Below are 24889 nucleotides of genomic sequence, written 5' to 3'. Positions count from 1 at the left end.
GCGATCGCCGCCTTTATCGACGATGGAGGGCCGCCAGGCCCGAAGGAGGAGAAAAAGGCAATAGACGCGTCAAGTAATCGCGGGCGAAGGCTCGGATGGCGTGCTCGTCGTCCAGCGCGAGGCCGCCGCCCGGGATGAGGAGCAGCGAGACCGCGAGCCGCAGGAGGACCTCGGCCACGGTGTCGTGGTCCTCGGCGGCGCCGGGGCGGGCGCGGCGCAGCCGGTCGGCGAGGATGTCGCGGGCCGCGAGCATCACGGCGCCGCCGTTCATGCTGAGCTGGGGCAGGAACGCCTCGGGCTCGCTCTGCAGGACGCGCGTCATCAGCGGGTGGGTGCGGGCGTTGCACAGGCCGACCACGAAGCCCTCGACGACGGCGTCCTCCGGGGAGGCGAGGTCCTCGGTGGCCTCGGCGATCGCGGTGAGGAAACGGCGGCACTCCCGCAGGATCACGGCCTGGAGCAGCTGCTCCTTGTTGGTGAACCGCCGGTAGATGGTGGTGCGGGCGACCCCGGCCCGCTTGGCGACGTCCTCGACGCTGACCCGGCGCAGGCCGTAGGTCTCGAACTCCGCGAGCGCGGCGTCCAGGATGCGGGTGTCGAGATCGTCGGCGCCGGCGTCCGGCGCCGCCAGCCGGTCCCGCAGCCCCTGCGTGATGGTCGCGTCCGTGGTCATGACCGCACCCTAACCGCCGGGCGCCCGGCACCACGGCACCGGATGCGACACAGTTACAATAATCGTCGTTCTGTAGTTCTGTTCCGACCCCCGGCGGTGCAAACATGACGGACGAGGCCGACGCGCGGACCCCGGCCCCTCTCGGGCCCGGCTCGCTGACCTGGCGGTACTTCGGCGACACCCGGATGCTCCTCGTCGGCCCCCGGGCGGGCGTGCTGCAGAACATGCTCCCCGCGCTCGGCCAGGGCGTCCTGGACCACTCGGTGTTCTTCGCCGAGACGTTCGCGCGGGTCAGGCGGTCCGCGGGCCCGATCCTGGACACGGTGTACGGCGGGGAGCGGTCCGCCGCGACGGGCCGCAGGGTCCGCGACTACCACCGCGAGATCAAGGGCACGATGCCGGACGGCTCCCGCTACCACGCGCTCGATCCCGAGACCTACTACTGGGCGCACGCGACGTTCCTCGACAACATGCTGTACGGCGTCGAGACCTTCATCCGGCCGCTCGGCGAGGACGACAAGCGCCGGATCTACGAGGAGTCCAAGACCTGGTTCCGGATGTACGGGGTCAGCGAGCGGGCCATGCCGGACGACTGGGAGGCGTTCCAGGCGTACTGGAAGCGGATGCTGGACGAGGAGATCGTCGCGCACAGAACCGCCCGGTACGGCGTCGGCTACGTCACCAAGGGGCTGCCCGCGCCGCCGAGGGTGCCGGCGCCGGTGTGGCGGGCGGTGTCGCCGCCCCTGAACGCGGTCGCCCGGTTCATCACGGTCGGCGGCCTGCATCCGCGCATGCGCGAGTTGCTCGACCTGCCGTGGAGCGCCGCCGACGAGCGCCGCCACCGGCGGTTCGCCGCGGCCGTCCGCGCGGCGGGCCGGGTGTGGCCGCTGCTGCCCGAGGCCGTCCGCTACCTGCCGCAGGCCCGCCGCGCCTTCCGCAGGGCGCGGCGGACCGGAGCGGTCTAGGAACCCGATCGGATGCGCGCGTCGTAGCCCTTGCGCGCCTCGGGGTCGTACTCCAGGAAGATCTTGTCCAGGCCGAGGCGGCGGGAGGTCGCCAGCCGGACCCGCTCGGGCAGCAGCGCGCCGAGCCGGACCTGCGTGCCGAGCTTCTTCGGCACGACGGCCTGCGGGCGCGGCCTGCCGACCAGGCCGACGACGGCCGCGGCGATGTCCTCGGGCTCGCAGTTCTTCTGCCCCTTCGGGCTGCGCGTCCCGGCGACCAGGTCGGTGTTGGTGAAGGTGGGCAGGACGGCGCTGACGTGCACGCCCCGGTCCGCCACCTCCAGCCGGGTCGCCTCGGTGAACCCGACGACGGCGGCCTTGCTGGCGTTGTAGAGCGCGAGGCCGGGGGTGAACATGACGCCGGCGAGCGAGGCGATGTTGATGACGTGGCCCTGGCCGCGCGGCAGCATCCGGTCGAGGGCGAGCTTGGTGCCGAGCATCACGCCGTGCACGTTGATGTCGATGCAGCGGCGGGCGTCGGCGTCGCTCTCGTCGGTGACCGGCCCGATCGGCATGATCCCCGCGTTGTTGACGACGACGTCGAGGGGCCCGGCGGCCTCCTCGGCCTTGTCGAGGAACGCGGTGAACGACTCGCGGGACGTGACGTCCAGGACGAGGCCCGTGACGCCGAGCGACTCGGCGGCCTCCTTGACGGCGGTCTCGTCGATGTCGCCGATGACGACGGTGGCGCCCCTGGCCTTGAGGGCGCGGGCGGTGGCGAGGCCGATCCCCCGCGCGGCCCCGGTGATGGCGACGACCTTGCTCATGTTCTCTGCTCCAGTCGGTCGAGGCGGACGGGGAGCCCGTCCTTGGGCGAGGGAAGGGACGTGGTGTCCAGGGGCCACTCGTACCGGGCGGGCACGCTCCAGCGGTACCGCAGAAGCATCTGGTGCAGGATCGTCTTGACCTGCATCCCGGCGAAGTGCAGCCCGATGCACTTGTGCGCGCCGCCCCCGAACGGCGCCCACGCGTACTTGTGGACCTTGTCCTCGCGGCGCTCCGGGGAGAACCGCCCGGGGTCGAACTCGTCGGGATCGGTCCACCAGTCGGCCATGTGGTGGTTGCTGAGCATCGGCACCACGACGGTCGTCCCGGCGGGGACGTGGAAGCCGAGGATGGAGGTGTCCTTGACGACCTTGCGCGGCAGCGCCGGGACGGGCGTGACCATCCGCATCGACTCCTTCATCACCATGTCGATGCCGGTGAAGGCGTCCAGGTCGTCGAAGCCGGGCCGCTCCGCGCCGAGATCGAGCGACCGCTCGCGGAGCCGCTCCTGCCACTCGGGGTACTTGGCCAGGTAGTAGGCCATCGTCGTCAGCGTGATGGTGGTGGTGTCGTGCGCCGCCATCAACGCGAAGATCATGTGGTTGACGACGTCCTCGTCGGTGAACCGCTCGCCGTCGTCGGTCTCGGCCTGGCAGAGCGCCGAGAACAGGTCGCTCCCATCGCCCTCGCGCTTGGCGGGCAGGTGCCGGTGGAAGAACTCCTCCAGCACCTTGCGGGCCTGGAGGCCCTTGTGCCAGCGCAGCCCGGGGACCGGGAAGCGGACGTAGGCCGTCCCCGCCCGGACGGCGTCGATGAACGCGCCGTTGACCCGCGCGCGCTCGGCGTCGTCGAGCTCGATGCCCATGAAGACGTCCACCGCGAGGTCGAGCGTGAGCTTCTTGATGTGGTCGTAGACCTTGAAGCCCTGCCCGGGCTCCCACGACTCCACGCCCCTGACGATGCCGGGCGCCATGGCGTCCATGTAGGAGCGCAGCCGGGGGCGGGTGAACGCCTGCTGCATGATGCGGCGGTGGTGCAGGTGCTCCTCGAAGTCCAGGAGCATGATGCCGCGGTTGAAGAACGGGCCGATGAAGTAGCTCCACGCGGGCCCGTTCGCGAACGCCTTGTCCCGGTTGACCAGGACGACCTCGGCGGCCTCGGGGCCGTGGACGGTGACCATCCGCTGGCCGAGCAGCCATCCCCAGGCGACCGGGCCGTACTCGGCGTACCGCTTGCGGGCCGTCCCGATCGGGTCGCGCATCACCGCGAGCGTGCTGCCGATGTAGGGGACGCCGGGCACGCCGGGCACCGGTTTCAGGTCGCTGCCCTGCGGCGGCGGCGCGAGAACGCTCGTCATGACCCCTCCGGACGCGTGCAACAAATGCGCGAAATCTGTTGCTTTGTTCTAACGCAAGGGCCGCCCGTAAGTCCAGACTTATCGGCGGTGACTTGGTCGTCAGCGGGCCTCGCGGGCGGGCGGCGCCTTGAGGAGCCGTCGCCGCGCCGCGTCCGTGAGCGGCCGGTACGCGCCCGCCTTGTCCCGGTAGAAGGCGCGCCCGTCGCCCGCCGCCGGGACGCCCTCGTCCCGCAGCGGCGCCGTCCGCAGCCGCCGTCCCGCCGTGACGGGCACCTCGTCGACGATCCGCACGATCGCGGGCCGCAGCCCCGGCTCCACCCGCAGCAGCGCCTCCGACAGGTCCACCGGCTTCACGGCGTCCGCCGCGCGGCCTCCCCGGGCGGCCCGCAGGCTCACGGCGGCCGCCGCCAGTTCCGTGTCGCCCACCGGGATCCCGTAGACGGCCACGGCGTCGACGTAGGGCAGGTCCCCGAGCGCGTCCCTGATCGGGCCGGGCGGGACGATGCCGTCGGCCGTGCGGATCAGCTCGGTCTCCCGCCCGACGAGCCAGAAGTCGCCGCCGTCGTCCCGCCGGAACAGGTCCCCGGTGATCGTCCAGGCGTCCTCGGGCCGGAAGACCCCCCGCACGGGGCGGGCCGCCGACCCGATCGCCGACAACCGCACCCGGGCGAGCAGCATGCCGATCTCGCCGGGCTCGCACGCGACGGCGAACCCGTCCGGTCCCTCGGCGAGCCGCCCGCTCTCCAGGTCGTAGCGGGCCAGGCGCACCTCGGCGCTGCCCGGCAGCGGCCGCCCGAGCGATCCGGGCTTCTTGCCGCTCAGGTTGACCAGCACCGACTCGCCCTCGGTGGAGGCGTAGAACTCCAGGACCCGCGCGGGCGCGAACCGCTCCTCGACCCGCCGCCACAGGTTGCGCGGCATGCCCGACCCGATGAACAGGCGGACGGCGTGGTGCCGCTCGGCCGGGTTCGGCGGCGCGTTCACGAGCTCGCCCAGCAGCGTCCAGGTGTAGGAGGCGACGGTCACGCCATAGCGGCGCGCCTCGTCCCAGAAGGTCTCCGGGTCGAACCCCTTGTGGGGTGACGACCCCCCGCGCCCCCCGGGATCTGTGTGGGCGCTGGCGAGTGCCAGCCGCGCGCCACCCGCCACGGCACCCCCGAGGCTCATCAGCAGCGCGGACGGATGCTGGAGCGGAGTGAGGCTGTAGACCGTGTCGGACGAGGACAGGGAGGCCGAGGACGCCGTCCCGAACGCCGACAGGGCCCACCGCCGGTTGGTGATGCGGCTGGCGCGCAGCTGGTCCCCCTCGCCGCGGAAGACCACGAACGCCAGGTCGCCGGCGCGGCCCGGGTTGGGCCGGTACCAGCCGGGCAGTTCGACCCGGTCCGGGTCGATGGCCTCCATGTCGATCAGCGGACCGCGCTCGCCGCGTCCCGCGCCGCCCAGCAGGAAGCCGGGCACGCCCTCCAGCTTCGCGGCGGCCGCGGCGTGACCGGGATCGGCGATGATCCGCGTGACCTGGCCGAGCCGGGCCTCGGCGGCCAGGTCGCCGTCGGACCGCAGCAGCACCGCGACGGCGCCGAGCCGGTTGAGCGCGGCGACGAGCGCGAGCGCGGTCGGCCGGGTGCCCATCAGCACCCCGACCGCGTCGCCGCGCCGCACCCCGATGTGGATCAGGCCGCGGACCACGGCGTCGATGCGGCGCCTGGCGGCGTCGTGGGTGTGCCCGCGCCCCTGGTACAGGAAGAAGACCTCGTCCGGCATGCGGCGGGCCTGCTCGTCCAGCAGCAGCCCCATGGACATCCGGGTGTCGGACTGGATGCGCTCCAGCCGGGCCAGGCGCGGCAGGTTCTGCGCGGCCTCCCCGCCGAGCTGGCGGGTCCCGTGCACGGCCCGCGTCGCGGTCCGGTACGCCGACCGGGCGGCGCTCGCCCCGACGCCCACGGCGAGCTGGAGCCCGTATCCGGCGGGGCCGCCCGGCAGCCCGGCGGACGCGGCCTCCTCGTCCCCGGTGACCGGCACGACGATCTCGGGCAGCTCCTCCTCGCCGTCCCGCCAGCGCGCCCACGCGGCGACGGCCGGCCACGTCCGCGCGATGGCGAGGCTGCCGACGACGAGCCCGAAGTGCCCGGCGCGCAGGGACGCCTCGTACACCTCGGCGCGCGGCGCGGCCCGCCGGATCCCGCGCACCATCGGCGGCGCCGCGATCTCGTCCACCTCCCCGAGGAACGTCAGCACGGGGCAGGTGATGTCGGCGAGCGTGACGAGCCGGTCGCCGATGACGAACCCGCCGGTCAGCATGCGGTTGTGCTGGATGAACTGGCGGATGAACTCCGCCAGCGCGGGCCCAGGCCACGACACCCAGCCCTCCCGCTCCAGGAACCGGCGCTGGCGCTCCCGGGGCGCGAGCCGCTCCCGGTCGTGCAGCTGGAGGATGAAGTCGACCCGCGAGCGCACCGACTTCACGGGGCTGAGCAGCTGGAACCCGAGCCGCGTGACCCATCCCGGCACCGCGAACCCGCCGAGCAGGGCGTCGGGTATGCGCTCGACCCCTTCGGACGCCAGCCAGCTCGGCAGCCCGAACGGCAGCCCGACGCTGGTGTCGGCCGGGCTCCCGAACGTCACCACGGACGCGATGCCCTCGCTGCGCCGGTACGCGGCGGCCTGGTAGACGAACATGCCGCCCTGCGAGTACCCGGCGAGGTGGACGTCCCGTCCGGTGGCCTCCCGGATCCGGTCCACCGCGTCGCTGACGGCCAGCACGTGGTCGCTGACCGTCCGCTCCAGCCCGCCGGGCTCGCGCTCGGGCGCCCCGAAGTCCACCACCCACGGGTCGACGCCGAGGTCGCGCAGCACCCGCACCGCGCTGACCCGCGAGGAGATGTCGTACACCTCCGCGGTGATCATCAGCGGCGGGACGAGCAGCACGACCGGCCCGCCGCCCGCGCCGGGGAAGTAGTGCCGCAGCCGGTAGACGCGCTGCTCGGTCACCACGTCGCAGGGCGAGGCGTCCTCGTCGGTGTCGAACCCCCCGAAACGGGCGACCTCCAGGGCGTTCTGGGCGGTGGCACCCAGGCGGGAGCCCACCTTCAGGAGCGTCTTGGCAACAGCCGGCATCATGGCCCTCTCACAGCGTCAACGCCATGTTGTCCTGTTATCACCGGCTTTAGCAATCAGCTGATGATCCGCGCGCCCTCCAGGTGGCCGCCCTGCAGCCTTTCCCACATGTACCTGCGGCGGGGCTTGCCGCTGGAGGTGCGCTGGATCAGCCCGGCACCGACGACGATCGTCAGCTCCACGTCGTCCCCGAGGCGCCGCCGCAGCATCTCGCGCACCCCGCCGATCCAGGCCTCGTCCTGCGTCTCGGCGAACAGCGCGAGCCCCTTGCGCCCGGCGCCGGGGACGCCGACCACGACGATGCGGCCCTTCCCGAGCCCGCTCACCTCGGCGATCTTGGATTCGAGGTCCTCGACGTAGACCGAGCGCCCGCGCACCTTGATGCTGTCGCCCATCCGCCCGAGGACGAACAGCTGCCCCTCGTGGAAGAACCCGGCGTCTCCGGTGTAGACCTTCCCGTCCATGAACCGGGTCGACTTGGCCTCGGCCCCCGCGAAGTACCCCGGGCACGCCGACGGTCCCCCCACGACGATCTCGCCGAGGAGCCCGCTCTCCAGCTCGCGCCCCTCGTCGTCGACGATGGTGACGGGCACGTCGTCCTCGGGCGTCCCGCACCCGACGACCCAGCCGGCCTTGGCGCCGAGGGACTCGGCCCCGAGCCGGTGCTGCTCCAGGATCCGGACGGGCCGCCCGAACGCCAGCGCCTCCGGGTCGGGCCGGATCGCCAGGGGGTTGCGCGGGGCGTCGTCCATGGTGACGAGCAGGGTCGTCTCGGCCATCCCGTAGGCGGGCTTGAACATCGTCCGGGAGAACCCGAACGGCTCCACGAGCTGTGCGAACACCTCCAGCGCGTGCGGGTCGATGGGCTCGGCGCCGATCAGCGCCATCTTCCAGCCCGACAGGTCGAGGCCCTCCAGCTGCTCGGGCTTGACCCGCCGCGCGCAGTAGGCGTAGGCGAACGGGGGCGCCGCCGTGTGCGCCGCCTCCGCGAAGCACCGCAGCCACCGTGCCGGGTCGCGGATGAAGTGGTCGGGCCGCATCAGCTTCAGCGTCCCCTGCCGCGCGATGGGCGTGAGGAAGCAGCCGATGAGCCCCATGTCGTGGTAGAGCGGCAGCCAGGAGGCCACCACGTCCCCGTCCTCGTACCCGGCCATCCGCGCGATCAGCTCGCTGTTGGCCTCCAGGTTCTCCCAGGTGACCATGACGCCCCGGGGCGACCCGCTGGACCCGGACGTGAACTGCAGCAGGGCGAGCTCACCCGCGGGCTGGACCTCGACCTCCTCGCCGGCCTGCCGGGGACGCCAGGGCTCCCCGTCCAGCCCGGCGTCGGCCATGGCCCGCCGCGCGAGGTCGGCCAGCCCGTCGGAGGCGACGACCAGCGCCGGCGACGCCTGCCGCAGGATCGCCGCCACGTGCGCGACGTAGTCGTCGCCGTCCTGGAACAGCGGCGGAGTGATCAGGCACACCGTGGCCCCCGCGGCCCAGACCGCGTAGTACGTCTCGACGCAGGTGAAGTCCGTGGGCAGGATCAGGCACACGACGTCGCCCGGCCGGACGCCCTCCTCGACCAGCGCTCCCGCGGTGCGCCGCGCGGCCGACGCCAGCTCACCGTAGTCGCGGAACTCCCAGCCGCCGTCGTCGGCCGCCAGGTGGACACCGCGTCCGGTGTTCGGCTTGTCCAGCCAGTCGCGCAGCGCAGATGGCATCGTGTCCCCTTCACAGGAAAGGCTCGCGCCCGTACATAACTCGCGGGTAACTTCACCAGGGCGGCGCGACCCCGTCAACTGGCTCGATCAGCCAAAGAGACCGCCCGGTCATTTGGAGGAGCCCCACAAGCGCCTCAACCGGAGGCGGACACCTTCCGGGCTCCCACCACCCGGACCAGGAGCCGCCACCCGAGCAGCGCGGCACCGAGGAACACGGAAGCCACGATCACGAACGCGAGGGCGGTGCCCTGCCCGGCCAAGACCCGCAGGACCATCCCCACGGCCACGGTCGAGACCCAGACACCGACCCCGACGGGCGAGAACTCCTCGGGCCGCCGCCAGGCCCGGAGAAGACCCCACCCCACGCCGAGCCCCGCAAGAAACGGCCAGGCAGTGGACAAGAATCCACCCAAACTGGCCGCCTCCTCATGCGAAGCCCGCCCGATGGCAACGAACACGAGCACGCAGAGAACGTCGACGACCCCACCCAAGACCTTCCGCACCCCTCAAGGCTATGCGCCGGCACCCGGCCCGCCGCAGCCGGGCGACAGCCGCGTCATGATCGCGCGACGGACCTCGACCGGCCTGCTTCCGCCGGCTCGCCTCCGGCGGCGCCCGCGCCGGGCGCACCCCCGGACCGGCCGGGAAGGGCGAGGGCGGCGATACCGCCCAGCAGTGTCAGGCCGGCCGACACCGTGACGGCGGCGCGCAGGCCGCCGGCGCTGCCGGTGCCGGACGCCGCGACGCCGACGAGCACGGCCAGGCCGACGCCCACCCCGATCTGCATGGCGGTGTTGGCCATGCCGCCGGCGATGCCCTGCTCTCGCGCGTCCACGCCGGTGGCGGCGGCGGCGAACTGGGTGGGATAGATCGTGCCCATGCCCATCCCGTACACGACGATCCCGGCGAGGACGGTGAGATAGGAGCCGTCGGCCACCATCCCGGCCGCCAGGAGGGCGCTGCCTCCGGCTCCGAGCAGGAGCGCGGCGAGGAGCGTGCCGCGGATGCCGATGCGCAGCATCAGTCGCCCCGCGACGAAGTTTCCCAGAGCGATCACCACGGACAGGCCGAGGAAGGCCAGCCCTGCCCGCAGAGCCGTGTAGCCCAGCACGTCCTGGAAGTACAGCGTGAGGAAGTACACGACGTTCTGCATGGTCGCCCCGAACACGAAGATGATCGCGAGGGCGGGGGCCAGATCGCGGTCGCGCAGCAGGCGCAGCGGCATCAGCGGGCTGCGGCTGCGCGCCTCGACGGCGAGGAAGGCGGCCAGCAGGCCGAGCGCGAGCGCGGCCCCGACGACGACCCTCGGTGAGGTCCAGCCCGCGTCGGGGACCTCGGCGATCGAGTACACCAGAAGGGTGGCGCCCGCCGTGCCGGTCACCACGCCGGGCAGGTCGTACCCGTGGCCGCGGTCGACGGGCCCGTCCGCCGGCAGCAGCCAGAACGCGGCGGCGGCCGCGGCGACCACCAGCGGCACGTTCACGAGGAACACCGCCTCCCAGCCGAACGCGTGGGTCAGCAGGCCGCCGAGCAGCGCTCCGGCGCTGAGTCCTCCGGCGCCGGCCATGGCCCACACGCCCAGCGCCCTGAGCCGCCGGCGTCCCTCCCCGAACATGGTGTTGACCTGCGCCAGGGTGGCGGGGAACACGATCGCGGCGCCCACCCCCTGGATCGCGCGGGCGGCGACCAGTGCGCCCGGGGAGGTGGCGAGGCCGCCGAGCAGGGACGCGCCGCCGAACGCGACCATGCCCAGGACGAACATGCGGCGGCGTCCCAGTAGGTCGCCCGAGCGGCCGCCGAGCAGCAGGAAGCCACCGAAGAACACGGCGTAGGCGCTGATCACCCATTGGGCCGAGCCCTCGGAGAAGCCGACGTCGCGGACGAGTTCGGGTAGCGCCACGTAGACGATGGTGAAGTCGAGTGAGGTGATGAGGCTGGAGAACGCCAGCAGGGCCAGGCTCAACCCCGGCTTGGGCGCGAAACGCATCATGGTCTCTCTTCGGTAGGAGGCTCACAGGCGTCTTGTCGCCGTCTCCGACTATGCGGCGGCGCGCTTACCGCCCGCTTCTCGTCCGCCTACCGCCCGCAGCCCACCGCGGTAGGCGCCGATCACCGCGTTATCGTGGGGACATGCGTTTCGGGGTGCTCGGACCGCTGACGGTCTGGACGGCCGACGGCACCCAGGTCGCGATCCGGGGGTTGAAGGTCCGGACACTGCTGGCCGACCTGCTCGTCCAGGAGGGGCGGCCGGTGTCGGCGGAGCGGCTGATCGACGATCTGTGGGGGCCGGCGCGTCCCGCGGACCCGGCGGGGGCGCTCCAGGTCAAGGTGTCCCAGCTGCGCCGGGCCTTGGAGGACGCCGAGCCGGGCGGCAGGGAACTGGTGGTGTTCCAGGCCCCGGGATACTCGCTGCGGGTCGATCCCGAGAAGGTGGACGCGGGCCGGTTCACCGCGTTCCTGGCACGGGCGCGGGGGACCGCCGATCCCCGTGCCAGGGCCGCGCTGCTCACCGACGCGTTGGCCCTGTGGCGGGGCCCGGCCCATGCCTCCTTCGCCGACGAGCCGTTCGCGCAGGCCACGATCACTCGCCTCGAGGAGCAGCGGCTGACGGCCGTGGAGGATCTCTTCGAGGCCCGGCTCGCCCTCGGCGAGCACACTGCGCTGGTGGGTGAGCTGAGCGACCTGGTGGCCCGCGAGCCCCTCAGGGAGCGGCTGCGCGCCGCCCACATGCGCGCCCTGTACCGTGCCGGAAGGCAGAGCGAGGCCCTGGACAGCTTCGGCGAGCTGCGCGACCGCCTGCGCGAGGAACTGGGTCTGGATCCGAGCCCCGAGTTGGCGGCCCTCCGGCAGGCGATCCTCACCCGGGACCCGGCCCTGGCACCCGGAGGCCCCCGGACCAACCTGCCCGCGCCGCCCGGCGAGCTGATCGGCCGCGATGAGGCGGTCTCCGAAGTGCGGGCGCTGCTGGAGCCGTACCGTCTCGTGACGCTCACCGGGCCGGGAGGAGTCGGCAAGACCCGGCTGGCCCTGGAGATCGCCGCAGGGCTCCTCGACGCGTTTCCCGACGGCGTGTGGTCGGTCGAACTCGGTGGTCACGACCGGGCGGACGCGCTGGCGGACGCGGTCGCCGCCACGCTCGGCGTCCGCGACGACGCCGTCCGGGACCCTCATGGAGGAGCCGTTCCGGCCGCCGACCGGGTGGCCCGCGCGCTGCGCGGCAGGCGGCTGCTGCTGGTACTGGACAACTGCGAGCACCTGATCGAGCCCGCGGCCGAGCTGGCGCACCGGCTGCTGGCGGCGGCGCCGCAGGTGCGGATCCTGACGACCAGCCGGGAGCCGCTCGGGGTGGGCGGTGAAGCGGTGTGGACGGTGCCGCCGCTGGAGCCGCCGGACGCGTCGGAGGAGACCGGCCCGGCGTCCCTGCGGGATTTCAGCGCCGTCCGGCTGTTCGTCGCGCGCGCCGCCGCCGCCTCGCCCGGCTTCGCCCTCACCGCCGGCAACGCCCGCGCCGTCGCGGCGATCTGCCGCCGTCTCGACGGCATCCCGCTGGCGCTGGAACTGGCGGCCACCCGGGTCCGCGCGCTCGGTGCGGACGAGCTGGCGGCCCGGCTGCACGACCGGTTCCGGCTGCTGTCGGCCGGGCGGCGGGGCGTTCCGAGGCGGCAGCGGACGCTGCGCGCGGCGATCGACTGGAGCTGGGACCTGCTGACCGGGCCCGAGCGCGCCGTCCTGCAGCGGTTGTCAGTGCATGTCGACGGCTGTTCGCTGGAGGCGGCCGAGGCGGTCTGCGCCGGGAGCGGGGTGGCGGTCGAGGACGTCGCGGACCTGATGTCCCGCCTGGTCGACCGTTCCATGGTCGTGGTGACCGGCGACGCTCGCGGGCACCGTTACCGGCTGCTGGAGTCCGTCGCCGCCTACTGCGCCGAGCGCCTGCGGGATTCCGGCGAGTCCGAGCACGTCCGAACCCGGCGCGACGGGTACTACGTCGCGTTCGCCGAACGGGCGGCGGAGCGGCTCCGCGGCCCTGACCAGCGGCAGTGGCTGCAACGCCTCGATCTGGAACACGCCAACCTGCGCTCCGCCGTCGAAAGCACCGTGCGGCACGACCGCCCAGATCTCGCGCTGCGCCTGGTCAACGCGATGGCCTGGTACTGGTTCCTGCGCGGACGGCTCGGCGAGGGGCGCCGTCTCCTCGACCTGTCGCTCGCGCACGACGGCCCGGCGCCGACCTCCGCGAGGGCCGCGGCCGGAGTCTGGCGGACGGGCATGGAGATGCTCGGCCGGCACGGCATCGACCGGACGCAGCAGGTCCAGGCGGCTCTGGAACCGTACGAGCGCCTGGACGACCCGTGCGGCCGGGCTCAGGCGGAATGGTTTCTGGCGGAGATCCTGCTCGGCGGCGCGGAGCTGGCCACCGGCGAACGGCTGGCGCGGCGGGCCCTCGCCGCCTTCCGCGAAGCGGGGGACCGCTGGGGCACGGGCGCCGCGCTGACCACCCTGGCCCACTACGCCTTGATCCGCGGAGATCTCGCCGCCTGCGGCCGCCACACCGAGCAGGGCGCGGCGCTGTTCGACGCGCTCGGGGACCGCTGGGGGCGGTTGCGGGCCGCTGACCTGCTCGGCAGGCTCGCCGAGATCCGGGGCGACTACGAGGGTGCCGCCGAGCTGCTCCGCGAGGGGCTGGGATTGGCCGAGGACCTCGGAATCTGGACGCAGGTCTCGTACCTGTCGTCCGGCCTGGGCAGGATCGCGATGATGACCGGCGACCTGGCCGGAGCAGAGGCGCACCACGAGAAGGCCAAGCGGCTCGCGACCGAGCAGAGCAACCGGCCCGGAGAGGTGTTCGCCGAGATGGGCTTGGCCATGGGGGCACGGCGGCAGGGGCGGCTGGACGTGGCCGAGAAGCTTCTGCGGGACGCGCTCGACTGGCAGCGGCGGGTCGGGTTCGACCCCGGGGTGGCGCTCACCTTGTCCGAACTGGGCTTCGTCGCCGAGCAGCGCGGCGACGCCGCGACCGCCCGCGAGGCGCACCTGGAGGCTCTGTCCGTCTCACGCCGCACCGGCGACCCGAGGGCGGCGGCGCTGGCGATGGAGGGACTGGCCGCCGCCCACGCGTTGACGGGTGAGCACCACCGGGCCGCACGCCTGCTGGGCGCGGCCACCGCCGTCCGGGAGGAGACGGGCGCCCCACTACCGCAGGCGGCCGGCACCGACGTGGCCCGCACGATGGCGACACTGCGAAACGCCTTGGGCGAGAAGCCCCTGACCGCCGAACTCCAGCAAGGCCGCACCACCGGCCTCCACGACCTGCCCACCTGAGAGATGTGAGCCCGCCCCAGAGCGACCGCAGCCAGTAGATCGCAGCCCGCGCCCCGGAAGCCGGATCTCGGAGCGCAACTCCAAGGAGGGGGCCGAGGGCCTGTTTCGAAGTGGCCTCAGGCATGCGCGCGAACGCGTGGGCTGCCCGGTGGAGCGATGCCGGAGGCGAGTGGAACCGGGTAGATCGCGAAGCGATGCCGCGTTCGCCCAGGCTCGGTCACGTAGCGAGCCGCCAGGCGAGCGGAGTGGGCCGGGACTTTGAAACACAGCCCCAGGGGCGGGCGGGTGGGGGATGGCGGAGGCACAGGGGGCTCCGGGGGATCGTCCCCCGGGCGAAATGCGAAGGGCCCCCCTGGGGAAGCCGCAAAGCGGCGACCAGGAGGGCCCTAGGACCAGTAGCGGGGGCAGGATTTGAACCTGCGACCTCTGGGTTATGAGCCCAGCGAGCTACCGAACTGCTCCACCCCGCGGCGATGTCTTAACTGTATGGGGTGGGGGTGGGTTAGGCAAACGGGTTGGGGCGGGGGCTTGGAGGGCGGCGGTGAGCATGGCGGTGAGGTCGGTGGTGAAGGTGTCGTGATCGGGGGCGGGCGGGGGTGTTCCGGGCGGGTGGGTGCGGGTGGCGCGGTCGGCCAGGGCCGCGGTGAGGAAGGCGATGAAGAGGGAGACGCGTTCGAGGGCGAGGGGTTCGGGGAGGGTGGCGCGGCAGGCGGTTTCGAGGAGGTGGAGCTGCTGCTGGAGGGCGGTGTCGTGGAGGACGGGCGGGGGGCGGTGGTCGCGGACTCCGGCGCGTCCGGCGAGTTGGGCGGTGATGCGGAGGAAGTCGCGGCCGTGGGGGGTGCGGAGTTCGTCGGCGGTGGGGCGGACGATGGCGTCGACGATGGCGTGGGGGTCGCCGGGGTGGAGGGCGGGGAGGGTGGCGGCGCGGGCGGGTTCCATGCGGGTGACGCCGGCGCGGAGGATGGCGCCGAGGAGTCCGTCGCGGGAGCCGAAGTGGTAGGTGACGGCGGAGTCGTTGGCCTGGCCGGCGAGGGCGACGATGTCGCGGGTGCGGGTGGCGTCGATGCCGTGGGCGGCGAAGAGGTGGGCGCCGGCGTGGATGAGGGCGTCGCGGGTGGCTCTTGCGTCCTTCGGCACGCCGGTGATACTAACAGGGGGCGTTAATAACGGCGCCTGTTAGAACCGGAGGCCGGCCATGGCGGACGTCTACGACCCCTTCGATCCCGGGTTCCAGGCCGATCCCTATCCGGCGTACGGGCGGCTCCGGGACGAGGAGCCGGTGCACCGCCACGGGGAGCCTCCGTTCTGGGCGCTGTCGCGGTTCGAGGACGTCTGGGCCGCGACGCGGGACGCGGAGGCGTTCTCGTCGGCGCAGGGCCTGACGTTCCACCCGGACGAGATCGGCACGCTGGGCCTGGCCCCGACGATCGTGATGCTGGATCCGCCGCGGCACACGGCGCTGCGGCGCCTGATCAGCCACGGGTTCACGCCGCGCCGGACGGCCGCGCTCGAAGCCCTCCTGCGCGGGTTCGTCCGTTCCCGGATCGCGGTGATGGAACGCAGGGCCGCCGACGGGGAGACGCCCGACCTGCACCGGGACTTCTCCTCGCCGCTGCCGACGTTCGCGCTGGCGCATCTGCTCGGGGTCCCGGAGGCCGACCGCGCGAGGTTCGATCCGTGGGTGTCCGCCCTCACGACCTTGCAGGACGAGGGGTTCGGCCTGCGCTCGCTGCGGGACGGGGCGGTGAACGCGGTGGCGGAGATGTTCGGCTACTTCGGCGACGTGATCGCCGCGCGCCGGGCCGACCCGTCCGACGACCTGGTCAGCGCGCTGACGGCCGCGGAGGTGGACGGGGAGCGCCTCACCGACTGGGACATCCTCGGGTTCTGCTTCGTCATGGTGGCGGGCGGCAACGACACGACCGGGAACCTGATCTCGCACGGCGTGGCGCTGCTGGACGGCGACCACGCGCAGCGGGAGCGGCTGGCGGCCGACCCGGCACTGATCCCGAACGCGCTGGTGGAGTTCCTGCGCCTGGAGAGCTCCGTCCAGGCGCTGGCCCGGACGACCACGCGCCCGGTCACCCTGCACGGGACGCGGATCCCGGAGGGCGAGAAGGTGATGATGCTGTTCGGTTCGGCGAACCGGGACGAGCGCGAGTTCGGCCCGTCCGCGAACGAACTGGACGTCACCCGTGAGATCCCGCGCCACCTGGGCTTCTCCAGCGGCGTGCACTTCTGCATCGGGTCGCATCTGGCGAAGCTCCAGGCCCGCGTCGCGCTGGAGGAGCTTCTCCGGGCCCACCCCCACATCGGGGTGGACCTGGAGAACGCCGAGCGCATCCGGTCCCCCTTCACCCGCGGCTGGGCTTCGCTCCCGGCCACGGGCGTCAGGGGACGGCCGTAGGTCCCACGAGGACGGCCTCGACCGGGCCGTCAGAGGGGGGCGAAGACTCCGTTCTCCTGATGGGCCGAGACCGCCGCGGTGTTGACGTCGTAGTACCAGAGGTGCATGCGCAGGCGTCTGGCGCGCAGGCTCCTGGTCACCGCCGGGTAGCGCCGCAGCTTGTCCGCCTGGGCGAGCAGATGCTGGTGCCCGGGATCCGCGCCGGGGTCCGCGCCGGGGGTGTGCAGGCGGCGCCAGTGGTGGGTCTGCAGCAGCCACAGCCACATCGTCGGCGCCGTCCGCGGGGCCTGTGAGCGGGTCCGCGCCTGGACGGCGCCGCACTGGCTGTGGCCGCACAGGATCATGTCGGTGATGCGCAGCACGTTGACGGCGTACTCCACCGTCGCGGCCTCGGCGGTGAGCCGTCCGATCCGGTGCGGCGGGATGACGTTGCCGGCGGTGCGCAGTTCGAACAGTTCTCCCGGCCGGGCACCGGTCAGCTCGGTCGGCACGAGACGGGCGTCGGAGCAGGCGATGAACATCGCCCGCGGCGCCGGTGCCGGCGCGCCGCCGATCCGCCGACCGCTCTGGCGCTGCGGGGCGAGCCGGGCATGGTCGATCAGGGGTTGCATGGGGGAGCAGATCCTTCGCTTCCGATGACGAACCAGATGAGGTCGAGGCGGGTGCGCGGAACTCACACGCGTTCGTGCGCGCGCTCGTCCACGTAAGCGTCCGGATCTAGCAGCGCAGGATCTGCGATCGGTTGTGGGAAGGAGCCGCCGGGCCCCTGGTCGTCGGCGGGCTCGCGGTGGCGGCCGCCGGGCATCGGGCCACGGCGGTCGCGGCGGGAGCGCTCACGCTGGGCGGAAAGTGCGCGGCGCCTCCGAAGTAGGAGCCGTGGTCGGCCTCGCAGTGCTCGGCGGACGGCGGGGCGAGGGCCTCCGCGCCGCGGGCGGGCGACGTCATGCAGAACGCCGAGGAGACCGGCCGGTCGGCTTCGGCGATATAGGCCGCGCTGCCGCGATGGCCGCTGGAGTGGCTCACCCCATGCAGCAACAGCACCAAGGGGACCGCTGCCAGGACCCATGCGCGCATCATGCGCGCATGCGGCCGGCCTGCCCTGGTCGCGCGCTTTCCCACATCTCGAATGTTACCCATAGTGATGATCGGATACTAGCTGTGACGAGCATGCGGGTTCCGCCCTCATCACGACCGCGGGCCCGCACCAGCCTGGTGCGGGCCCGCGGCGGCCGACCCCCGTCGGAGGCCTGGGCGGCGCCTACTGCATGTGCGGGTACCGGTAGTCGGTCGGCGGGACGAACGTCTCCTTGATCGAGCGGGGGGACGTCCAGCGCAGCAGGTTGAACACCGAGCCGGCCTTGTCGTTGGTGCCGGAGGCCCGCGCGCCGCCGAACGGCTGCTGCCCGACGACGGCGCCGGTGGGCTTGTCGTTGATGTAGAAGTTGCCGGCCGCGTACCGGAGCACCTCGGCGGTGTGCGCCGCCGCGGCCCGGTCGGTGGCGATGACGGCGCCGGTCAGGGCGTAGTCGGCGACCGACTCCATCTGGGCGAGCATCGCGTCGTACTGCGCGTCCTCGTACACGTGGACGCCGAGGACCGGCCCGAAGTACTCGGTCCGGAAGATCTCGTTCTCGGGGTCGCCGGACACGAGCACGGTGGGCCGCACGAAGTATCCGACGGAGTCGTCGCAGGTCCCGCCGGCGACGATCTCGACGTCCGGGTCGGCCTCGGCGCGCTCGATCGCGGCCTTGTTCTTGGCGAAGGCCCGTTCGTCGATCACGGCGCCCATGAAGTGGGACAGGTCGGCGACGTCGCCCATGGTGAGGCCGTCGACCTCGGCTGCCAGCGCCTCCTTGAAGCCGTCCTCCCAGATGGAGCGCGGGACGTAGGCGCGCGACGCGGCGGAGCACTTCTGGCCCTGGTACTCGAAGGCGCCGCGGACGAGCGCCGTCTTCAGCACGGCCGGGTCGGCGGACGGATGCGCGACGACGAAGTCCTTGCCGCCCGTCTCCCCCACGACCCGGGGGTAGCTCCGGTACTTCTCGATGTTGGCGCCGACCGTCTTCCACAGGTGCTGGAACGTCGCGGTGGAGCCGGTGAAGTGGATCCCGGCGAGGTCGGGGTGCTGGAGCGCCACGTCCGACACGGCGAGCCCGTCGCCGGTCACCAGGTTGATGACGCCCGGCGGGAGCCCGGCCTCCTCCAGCAGCCTCATGAGCAGCACGGCGGAGTACGTCTGCGTGGGCGACGGCTTCCAGACGACGACGTTGCCCATCAGCGCGGGCGCGGTCGGCAGGTTCGCGGCGATCGCGGTGAAGTTGAACGGGGTGATCGCGTAGACGAACCCCTCCAGCGGCCGGTGGTCCGACCGGTTCCACACGCCGGGGCCGCTGATCGGCTGCTCGGCGAGGATCCGCCGCGCGAAGTGCACGTTGAAGCGCCAGAAGTCGACGAGCTCGCACGGGCTGTCGATCTCCGCCTGCTGGACGGTCTTGGACTGCCCGAGCATCGTCGCGGCCAGCAGCGTCTCCCGCCACGGCCCGGCGAGCAGGTCGGCGGCCCGCAGGAAGATCGCGGCCCGGTCGTCGAAGGCCATCGAGCGCCACGCGGGCGCGGCCTCCAGCGCGGCGGCGACGGCGTCCCGCGCGTCCTCCTCGGTGGCGGTGCCGAACGTGCCGAGCACCGACGCGTGCCGGTGTGGCTGGACGACGGCGACCTTGGCGCCCGCCCCGAGCCGCCGCTCGCCCCCGATCGTCATGGGCAGGTCGATCGGGGACTCGGCGGTCAGCTCGGCGAGCTTCGCCTCCAGCCGGGCCCGCTCGGCGCTGCCGGGCGCATAGCCGCGCACCGGCTCGTTCGCCGGCGTCGGGACGTTGGTGACGGCGTCCATGGAAACTCCTTAGCGGGAGACGAAGGAACGGAGGAAGAAGGCGAGGTTGGCGGGCCGCTCGGCGAGCCGCCGCATGAAGTAGCCGTACCAGTCGGCCCCGTAGGGGACGTAGACGCGCATCTGGTGGGCCTGGGCAAGCCGCCGCTGCTCGGCGGCCCGGATCCCGTAGAGCATCTGGAACTCGTAGGAGGCGGGCGACCGCTCGGCGGCCAGGGACAGCGCGATCTCGACGATCCGCGGGTCGTGGCTGGCGACCATCGGGTACCCGTCGCCCCGCATGAGCCGCCGCAGCGCCCGGACGTACGCCCGGTCCACCTCGTGCCTGCTCTGGAAGGCGACCGAAGCGGGCTCGGCGTAGGCGCCCTTGACCAGCCGCACGCGCGACCCCTCGCCCACGAGGTCCCGGAGGTCCCCCTCGGTGCGCCGCAGCATCGCCTGGACGGCGACCCCCACCCACGGGAAGTCGACCCGCAGCTTCCCGAGGACCTCCAGCGTGGAGTCCACGGTCGTGTGGTCCTCCATGTCGAGGGTGACGGTCATGCCGACCCGCCCCGCCGCGGAGCAGATCTCCCGCGCGTGGTCGAGGGCGAGGTCACCGGGCAGTGCCTGCCCGAGCGCGGACAGCTTCACCGAGGCGTCGGAGCCCCCGGCGAGCCCCTGCTCCTCGAACGCCTCGAACAGTCGCAGGTAGGCGGTCCGGGTGGCCCGCGCCTGGGCGGGCTCCCGGGTGTCCTCCCCCAGGTGGTCGAGGGTGACCTCCAGCCCGCCGTCCCGCAGTTCCCGCACGGCCTCAAGGGCGGCGCCGAGGTCGTCCCCGGCGACGAACCGGTCGACGACTCCCCTGGTCAACGGCACGGAGGTGATGACATCGCGCATCCGTCCGCTGCGCGCGGCGGCGAGGAGAAGCGGGCTGAGCATGGAACCCTCCAACGTCAAGGAACACCTCGCACGTTAGGAGCACCGCCGCGCACCCCCTATAGTCAAACGCCACTTTCAGGGTGGCCCGACCTCATACACATGTACGAAGGAATCCCGATGGCACTCGACCTCCAGGAGATCGTGGAACAGGCGGCCGACCTCCTGGGCGCGCCCGCGACCCTGGAGGACCGCGACTTCCACCTGGTCGCCTACGCCGCGCACGGCGACACGATCGACCCCGTCCGGATGAACTCGATCCTGCACCGCCGCGCCACCGAGGCCGTCCGCGCCCGCTTCGAGCGCCACGGGATCGCCCGCGCGACGGGCCCCGTCCGCATCCCGGCCGACGCCGCCCTGGGCCAGCTCGCCCGCCTGTGCCTGCCCGTCCGCTGGAACAACGTCACCTACGGCTACCTCTGGCTGCTGGACGACCGGCAGCGCATCACCGACCCCCAGGCGGCCAGGGCCATGCCCCTGTGCGAGCGCGCCGGCCTCCTCATGGCCCGCCAGGCCCGCGAGCGCGACGACCTCGGCTGGAAGGTCGCCGACCTCCTGTCCACGCACCCCGACGTCCGGACCCAGGCCGCCGACGACCTCACCGACGCCGGAGCGGTCGACACGCCCCTCACGGTGGCCGTCCTGCGCACCCCGAGCCCCGAGCCCCTGAACCCGTGGCTCCTCCCCCACTCCGTCCTGGCCACGGTGTGGCAGCGCGACCACGTCCTGCTCCTGCCCGTGGCCAACGCGCCGGCCGCCCTGGCCCGCGCCCGCCGCCTCCTGGAAGAACGCAACGCCCCCGTCCAGACGGGCGTGCACTCGCCCTGCCCGACCTTGGACGACGTCCACGAGGGCTGGCTCCGGGCCCGCGTGGCCGCCCGCACCGCAGCCCCCGGCGAAACCCGCGACTGGACGTCCCTGGGCGTCCTGCGCCTACTCCGCACCGCAGGCGACGAGGCCCTGGCCCAGACGACCCAGACCCCGGGAACCGAACGCCTCCTGCAGCACGAGGACCTCGCGACGACGGCCCGCACCTACCTGGACCTGGCAGGCAACGTCCAGCAAACAGCGAAGACCCTGAACATCCACCGCCAGACCCTCTACCACCGCCTGCGCCGCATAGAGGAGCTGACGTCCCTCACCCTCACCGACGGCCAGGACCGCCTGACCCTCCACCTGGCCCTGACGGTCGCCCCCCACCTCACCTGACGTGGTCACCCGGCAAGGCCGGCGTGCCGCTCCCGCAGGTCGCGCTTGAGGATCTTGCCGCTGGGGTTCTTGGGCAGCGCGTCCGCGAGGACGACGTACTTGGGGCGCTTGTAGGGGGCGAGCCGCTCCCTGGCGTGCGCGTGGACGTCGCCCGCGGTCAGAGCGGCGCCCGGCTTCGGCACGACCACCGCCGTGACGGCCTCGATCCAGTGCGGGTGGCCGATCCCGAAGACGGCGACCTCGGCCACCCCGTCCAGCTCGTAGACGGCCTCCTCGACCTCCCGGCTGGCGACGTTCTCGCCCCCGGTCTTGATCATGTCCTTCTTGCGGTCGACCACCGAGAGGTAGCCGTCCTCGGTCATGATCCCGAGGTCGCCGGAGTGGAACCAGCCGTCCCGGAACGCCTCGTCGGTCTTCTCCTCGTCGCGGTAGTACCCGAGCGCGGCGTGGGGGCTGCGGTGGACGATCTCGCCGACCTCCCCCGGCGCCACGGGGGCTCCGTCGTCGTCGACGAGCATGGTCTCCACGTTGATGGCCGCACGCCCGGCACTGCCGGCCCGTTCGAGCTGCTCGTGCGGCTTGAGGATGGTGGCGAGCGGCGCCATCTCCGTCTGCCCGTAGAAGTTCCACAGCCGCACGTCCGGCAGCCGCCGCATCAGCTCCCGGAGCACCTCGACGGGCATGGGCGACGCCCCGTAGTACCCCTTCCGCAGGCTCGACAGGTCGCGCCGGTCGAAGTCGGGGTGGCGCAGCAGCGAGATCCAGACGGTCGGCGGGCAGAAGAGCTTGGTGACCTTCTCCCGCTCGATCGTCTCCAGCAGCGCCGCCGGGTCCGGTCCCGGCAGGATGATGCTGGTGGCGCCCAGGTAGACGTCGACGGAGAAGAAGCAGTCGAGCTGCGCGCAGTGGTACATCGGAAGCGTGTGCGCCTCGACGTCGTCGGAGCTCATCTCGCCGTCGATCACGCAGCTCACGTACTGGCTGACGAGGGACCGGCCGGTCAGCACCACGCCCTTGGGCCGCGACTCGGTCCCCGAGGTGTACATGATCCGCAGCGGGTCGTCGTCCTCGACCAGGACGTCCGGCGCCGTCGAGGGCCCTTCGCGCCACCAGGCGTCGACGTCCTCCCACCCCTCGTTCGGCGCGGCGCCCGACAGCGGGATCCACCCGCGCACCCCGTCCGGGACGCCGGCCGTGGCGAGCGCCTTCTCCGCGGTAGCGGCGAGCGCGTCCTCCGCGATGATCCCGGACGCCCCCGAGTGCCCGAGGATGTAGGCGATCTCCTCGGCGTTCAGCATGAAGTTCACCGGAACGAGCACCACGCCGAGCTTGGCCGTCGCGAACGCGGTGACCGCGTACTGCCAGCAGTTGTGGCTGAGCAGCGCGAGCCGGTCCCCCTTGCCGAGCCCCCGCGCCGCCAGCGCGTGCGCGGCCCGGTTCACCGCGACGTCGAACTCCGCGTAGGTGACCCGCAGCCCCCCGCTGACGACGGCCACCTTCCGAGGCTCCCGCCGCGCCGTCCGATGCAGCAGATCCCCCACCGAATGCTGACGAGCCCGAGCCACGACCGACACAACCGCCACCTTCCCCACAAACCCGCAGGTGAGAGCAAGAAAGGCCGATAATAACCAAACCCCCCCACCCCTCCACCACCCCCGAATGGGGGTCCGAGGCCCAAGCGGCGGGGGATTAGGGGCGGAGCCCCAAGAGCAGGGGCCCGAGGCCAAGCGGCGGGGGGATAGGGGCGGAGCCCCAGGGGCGGGCGGGTGGGGGATGGCGGAGGCACAGGGGGCTCCGGGGGATCGTCCCCCGGGCGAAATGCGAAGGGCCCCCCTGGGGAAGCCGCAAAGCGGCGACCAGGAGGGCCCTAGGACCAGTAGCGGGGGCAGGATTTGAACCTGCGACCTCTGGGTTATGAGCCCAGCGAGCTACCGAACTGCTCCACCCCGCGGTGATGTCTTAAGTCTATGGCATGTGAGGGAGTGGTCGGTACGCGTGGCGTCATCGGGTGCAGGCGGGGACGGCGCCCTTGCCGCTCGTGAGGGCGTTGAGGGCCTGGACGGCGTCGTGGAGGGTGTCGGCGCGGACGAGGCGGAGGCCGTCGGGGCGGGAGCCGGCGGCGTCGGCGCAGTTGTCCTTGGGGGTGAGGAAGACGGTGGCGCCGGCCCTGCGGGCGGCGATCATCTTCTGCTGGATGCCGCCGATGGGGCCGACCTTGCCGTCGGGGGTGATGGTGCCGGTGCCGGCGATGAACCTGCCCTGGGTGAGGGGGCCGGGGGTGAGCTTGTCGACGATGGCGAGGGAGAACATGAGGCCGGCGGAGGGGCCGCCGATGTCGCCGATGCTGATGTCGATCTTGAAGGGGAACTTGTACTGGTCGGAGAGGACGATGCCGACGACGGCGCGCTTGCCGCCGGGGTCGGCGACGGTCTTGAGGGTGGCCTTGCCCTGCTTGCCGTCGCGCGTGTAGGCGAGGGTGACGGGGGCGCCGATCGCGCGCTTGGCCATGCCGCCGGTGACCTGGGAGACGCTGGTGACGGCGGCGCCGTCGAGGGCGGTGATCTCGTCGCCGGGCTTGAGGGCGCCGTCGGCGGGGCGCCCCTTCTGGACGCCGTCGACGACGACGCGGGTGGTGACGGGGACGCGGAGTTCGTGGAGGGCGGCGGCTTCGGCGCTCTGCTGGGAGTCCTGCATCGCGCGGGTGTTCTCCTGGTCGACCTGCTTGGGCGACTCGTCCTTGGGGAAGATCGTCTCTTCGGGGACGATGGCGGTGTCGCCGGCGAACCAGCCGCGCAGGGCGGTGAACAGGTCGATGCGTCCGCCGGGGCCGCCGCGGTAGGTGACGGTGGTGAAGTTGAGGTGGCCCTGGTCGGGGTAGGTCTGGCGGCCCTCGATCCTGATGAGGGGCTGGCCCTTGTCGTTCGTGCCGAGGGTGTTGCTCGTGGGGCCGGGCATCAGGGCGACGTACGGGACGCGCATGACGGAGCCGACGACGGCGAGCACGAGGACGAGCACGCTCGCGAGGGTGAGCGTGGCGGCACGACGAGACATGCCGGAAACTCTATGCGGTTCGGGCCCTCAGCAGGCCCCGACCCACTCGTCGCCTCCGTCGGCGAACGTCTGATGCTTCCAGATGGGGACGTGGGCCTTGAGGTCGTCGATGAGGCGGCGGCAGGCGGCGAAGGCCTCCTCGCGGTGGGGGCAGGACGCGGCGACGACGACGGCGATGTCGCCGATGCGCAGGTCACCGATGCGGTGGAGGGCGGCGAGGCCGAGGACGGGGAAGTCGGCGGCGACCTTCTCCATGACGGCGCGGAGTTCGCGCTCGGCGCTGGGGTGGGCGCTGTAGGAGAGGGCGGTGACGGCGCGGGCGTGGTCGGTGTCGCGGACGGTCCCGGCGAAGACGGCGGTGCCGCCGGCGCCGGAGGCGCCGACGGCGGCGTACACCTCGTCGACGGACAGGGGCGTGTCGCGCACGCCGATCAGCCGGATGACGTCCCCGCCGGTAACGCTTTGGCTCACGTCCC

General features: G+C 72.8%; 19 protein-coding genes and 2 tRNA genes. 4 read left to right on the top strand and 17 right to left on the bottom strand.

The window, feature by feature from the left end:
• Positions 1 to 13: 13 nt before the first annotated feature.
• Positions 14 to 673 (bottom strand): TetR/AcrR family transcriptional regulator, encoded by a 660-nt coding sequence (locus BJ999_RS10200; protein ID WP_179833072.1) that lies wholly within the window; start codon positions 671 to 673, stop codon positions 14 to 16.
• Between the two features lie 104 nt (positions 674 to 777).
• Here BJ999_RS10200 and BJ999_RS10195 point away from each other — a divergent pair, with 104 nt between their 5' ends.
• Positions 778 to 1638 (top strand): oxygenase MpaB family protein, encoded by an 861-nt coding sequence (locus tag BJ999_RS10195; protein WP_179833071.1) that lies wholly within the window; start codon positions 778 to 780, stop codon positions 1636 to 1638.
• On the opposite strand, the gene BJ999_RS10190 is transcribed toward BJ999_RS10195, so the two are convergent.
• From BJ999_RS10190 to BJ999_RS10165, 6 genes are all read right to left on the bottom strand, one after another.
• Complete coding sequence (locus tag BJ999_RS10190; RefSeq protein ID WP_179833070.1) at positions 1635 to 2444, bottom strand: SDR family oxidoreductase; 810 nt, start codon at positions 2442 to 2444, stop codon at positions 1635 to 1637. The genes BJ999_RS10195 and BJ999_RS10190 overlap by 4 nt on opposite strands.
• Positions 2441 to 3799, bottom strand: a complete 1359-nt coding sequence (locus BJ999_RS10185) for a cytochrome P450 (RefSeq protein ID WP_179833069.1) — start codon at positions 3797 to 3799, stop codon at positions 2441 to 2443. The genes BJ999_RS10190 and BJ999_RS10185 overlap by 4 nt, the downstream gene beginning before the upstream one ends.
• Before the next feature lie 99 nt (positions 3800 to 3898).
• Positions 3899 to 6919, bottom strand: a complete 3021-nt coding sequence (locus BJ999_RS10180; RefSeq protein WP_179833068.1) for an AMP-binding protein — start codon at positions 6917 to 6919, stop codon at positions 3899 to 3901.
• Positions 6920 to 6972: 53 nt separating this feature from the next.
• The gene (locus BJ999_RS10175) at positions 6973 to 8622 is read right to left on the bottom strand and encodes an AMP-binding protein (RefSeq protein ID WP_179833067.1); all 1650 of its coding nucleotides are present in this window, start codon (positions 8620 to 8622) and stop codon (positions 6973 to 6975) included.
• A gap of 134 nt (positions 8623 to 8756) precedes the next feature.
• Entirely contained in the window at positions 8757 to 9125 is a 369-nt protein-coding gene (locus tag BJ999_RS10170; RefSeq protein WP_179833066.1) for a DUF3054 domain-containing protein, read from the bottom strand.
• Positions 9126 to 9178: 53 nt separating this feature from the next.
• Complete coding sequence (locus BJ999_RS10165) at positions 9179 to 10612, bottom strand: MFS transporter (RefSeq protein WP_179833065.1); 1434 nt, start codon at positions 10610 to 10612, stop codon at positions 9179 to 9181.
• Between the two features lie 140 nt (positions 10613 to 10752).
• Between BJ999_RS10165 and BJ999_RS10160 the strand changes: the two genes are divergently transcribed.
• A complete protein-coding gene (locus tag BJ999_RS10160; protein WP_179833064.1) occupies positions 10753 to 13941 on the top strand; it encodes an AfsR/SARP family transcriptional regulator in 3189 nt (1062 codons plus the stop codon).
• A 396-nt stretch (positions 13942 to 14337) separates the two neighbouring features.
• On the opposite strand, the gene BJ999_RS10155 is transcribed toward BJ999_RS10160, so the two are convergent.
• Positions 14338 to 14411: transfer RNA gene (locus tag BJ999_RS10155), tRNA-Met, on the bottom strand.
• Positions 14389 to 15078, bottom strand: coding sequence for a TetR family transcriptional regulator (locus BJ999_RS42915; RefSeq protein ID WP_179833063.1), 690 nt, complete (start codon positions 15076 to 15078; stop codon positions 14389 to 14391). Before BJ999_RS42915 ends, BJ999_RS10155 begins: the two co-directional genes overlap by 23 nt.
• Before the next feature lie 58 nt (positions 15079 to 15136).
• Here BJ999_RS42915 and BJ999_RS10145 point away from each other — a divergent pair, with 58 nt between their 5' ends.
• The gene (locus BJ999_RS10145) at positions 15137 to 16348 is read left to right on the top strand and encodes a cytochrome P450 (protein WP_179833062.1); all 1212 of its coding nucleotides are present in this window, start codon (positions 15137 to 15139) and stop codon (positions 16346 to 16348) included.
• A gap of 29 nt (positions 16349 to 16377) precedes the next feature.
• On the opposite strand, the gene BJ999_RS10140 is transcribed toward BJ999_RS10145, so the two are convergent.
• The 4 genes from BJ999_RS10140 to BJ999_RS10125 form a co-directional block, all read right to left on the bottom strand.
• Positions 16378 to 16959: a carbonic anhydrase gene (locus BJ999_RS10140; protein WP_179833061.1), complete on the bottom strand. Its 582-nt coding sequence runs from the start codon at positions 16957 to 16959 to the stop codon at positions 16378 to 16380.
• A gap of 106 nt (positions 16960 to 17065) precedes the next feature.
• Entirely contained in the window at positions 17066 to 17425 is a 360-nt protein-coding gene (locus tag BJ999_RS10135; protein ID WP_179833060.1) for a hypothetical protein, read from the bottom strand.
• Between the two features lie 181 nt (positions 17426 to 17606).
• Positions 17607 to 19238: an L-glutamate gamma-semialdehyde dehydrogenase gene (gene pruA, locus BJ999_RS10130; RefSeq protein ID WP_179833059.1), complete on the bottom strand. Its 1632-nt coding sequence runs from the start codon at positions 19236 to 19238 to the stop codon at positions 17607 to 17609.
• Between the two features lie 9 nt (positions 19239 to 19247).
• Positions 19248 to 20156 (bottom strand): proline dehydrogenase family protein, encoded by a 909-nt coding sequence (locus tag BJ999_RS10125; RefSeq protein WP_179833058.1) that lies wholly within the window; start codon positions 20154 to 20156, stop codon positions 19248 to 19250.
• A 117-nt stretch (positions 20157 to 20273) separates the two neighbouring features.
• Here BJ999_RS10125 and BJ999_RS10120 point away from each other — a divergent pair, with 117 nt between their 5' ends.
• On the top strand, positions 20274 to 21362 hold the full coding sequence (locus tag BJ999_RS10120; RefSeq protein ID WP_179833057.1) for a PucR family transcriptional regulator: 1089 nt from the start codon (positions 20274 to 20276) through the stop codon (positions 21360 to 21362).
• 5 nt (positions 21363 to 21367) lie between these two features.
• Here BJ999_RS10120 and BJ999_RS10115 read toward each other — a convergent pair whose 3' ends face one another.
• The 4 genes from BJ999_RS10115 to BJ999_RS10100 form a co-directional block, all read right to left on the bottom strand.
• Complete coding sequence (locus BJ999_RS10115; RefSeq protein WP_229810779.1) at positions 21368 to 22927, bottom strand: acyl-CoA synthetase; 1560 nt, start codon at positions 22925 to 22927, stop codon at positions 21368 to 21370.
• Positions 22928 to 23239: 312 nt separating this feature from the next.
• Positions 23240 to 23313: transfer RNA gene (locus tag BJ999_RS10110), tRNA-Met, on the bottom strand.
• A 50-nt stretch (positions 23314 to 23363) separates the two neighbouring features.
• The gene (locus tag BJ999_RS10105) at positions 23364 to 24413 is read right to left on the bottom strand and encodes a YlbL family protein (protein WP_179833055.1); all 1050 of its coding nucleotides are present in this window, start codon (positions 24411 to 24413) and stop codon (positions 23364 to 23366) included.
• A 27-nt stretch (positions 24414 to 24440) separates the two neighbouring features.
• Entirely contained in the window at positions 24441 to 24884 is a 444-nt protein-coding gene (locus tag BJ999_RS10100; RefSeq protein WP_179833054.1) for a molybdenum cofactor biosynthesis protein MoaE, read from the bottom strand.
• Positions 24885 to 24889: the final 5 nt, after the last annotated feature.

Source organism: Actinomadura citrea (assembly GCF_013409045.1).
GTDB lineage: Bacteria > Actinomycetota > Actinomycetes > Streptosporangiales > Streptosporangiaceae > Spirillospora > Spirillospora citrea.
This window is presented reverse-complemented; position numbering and strand designations above follow the sequence as displayed.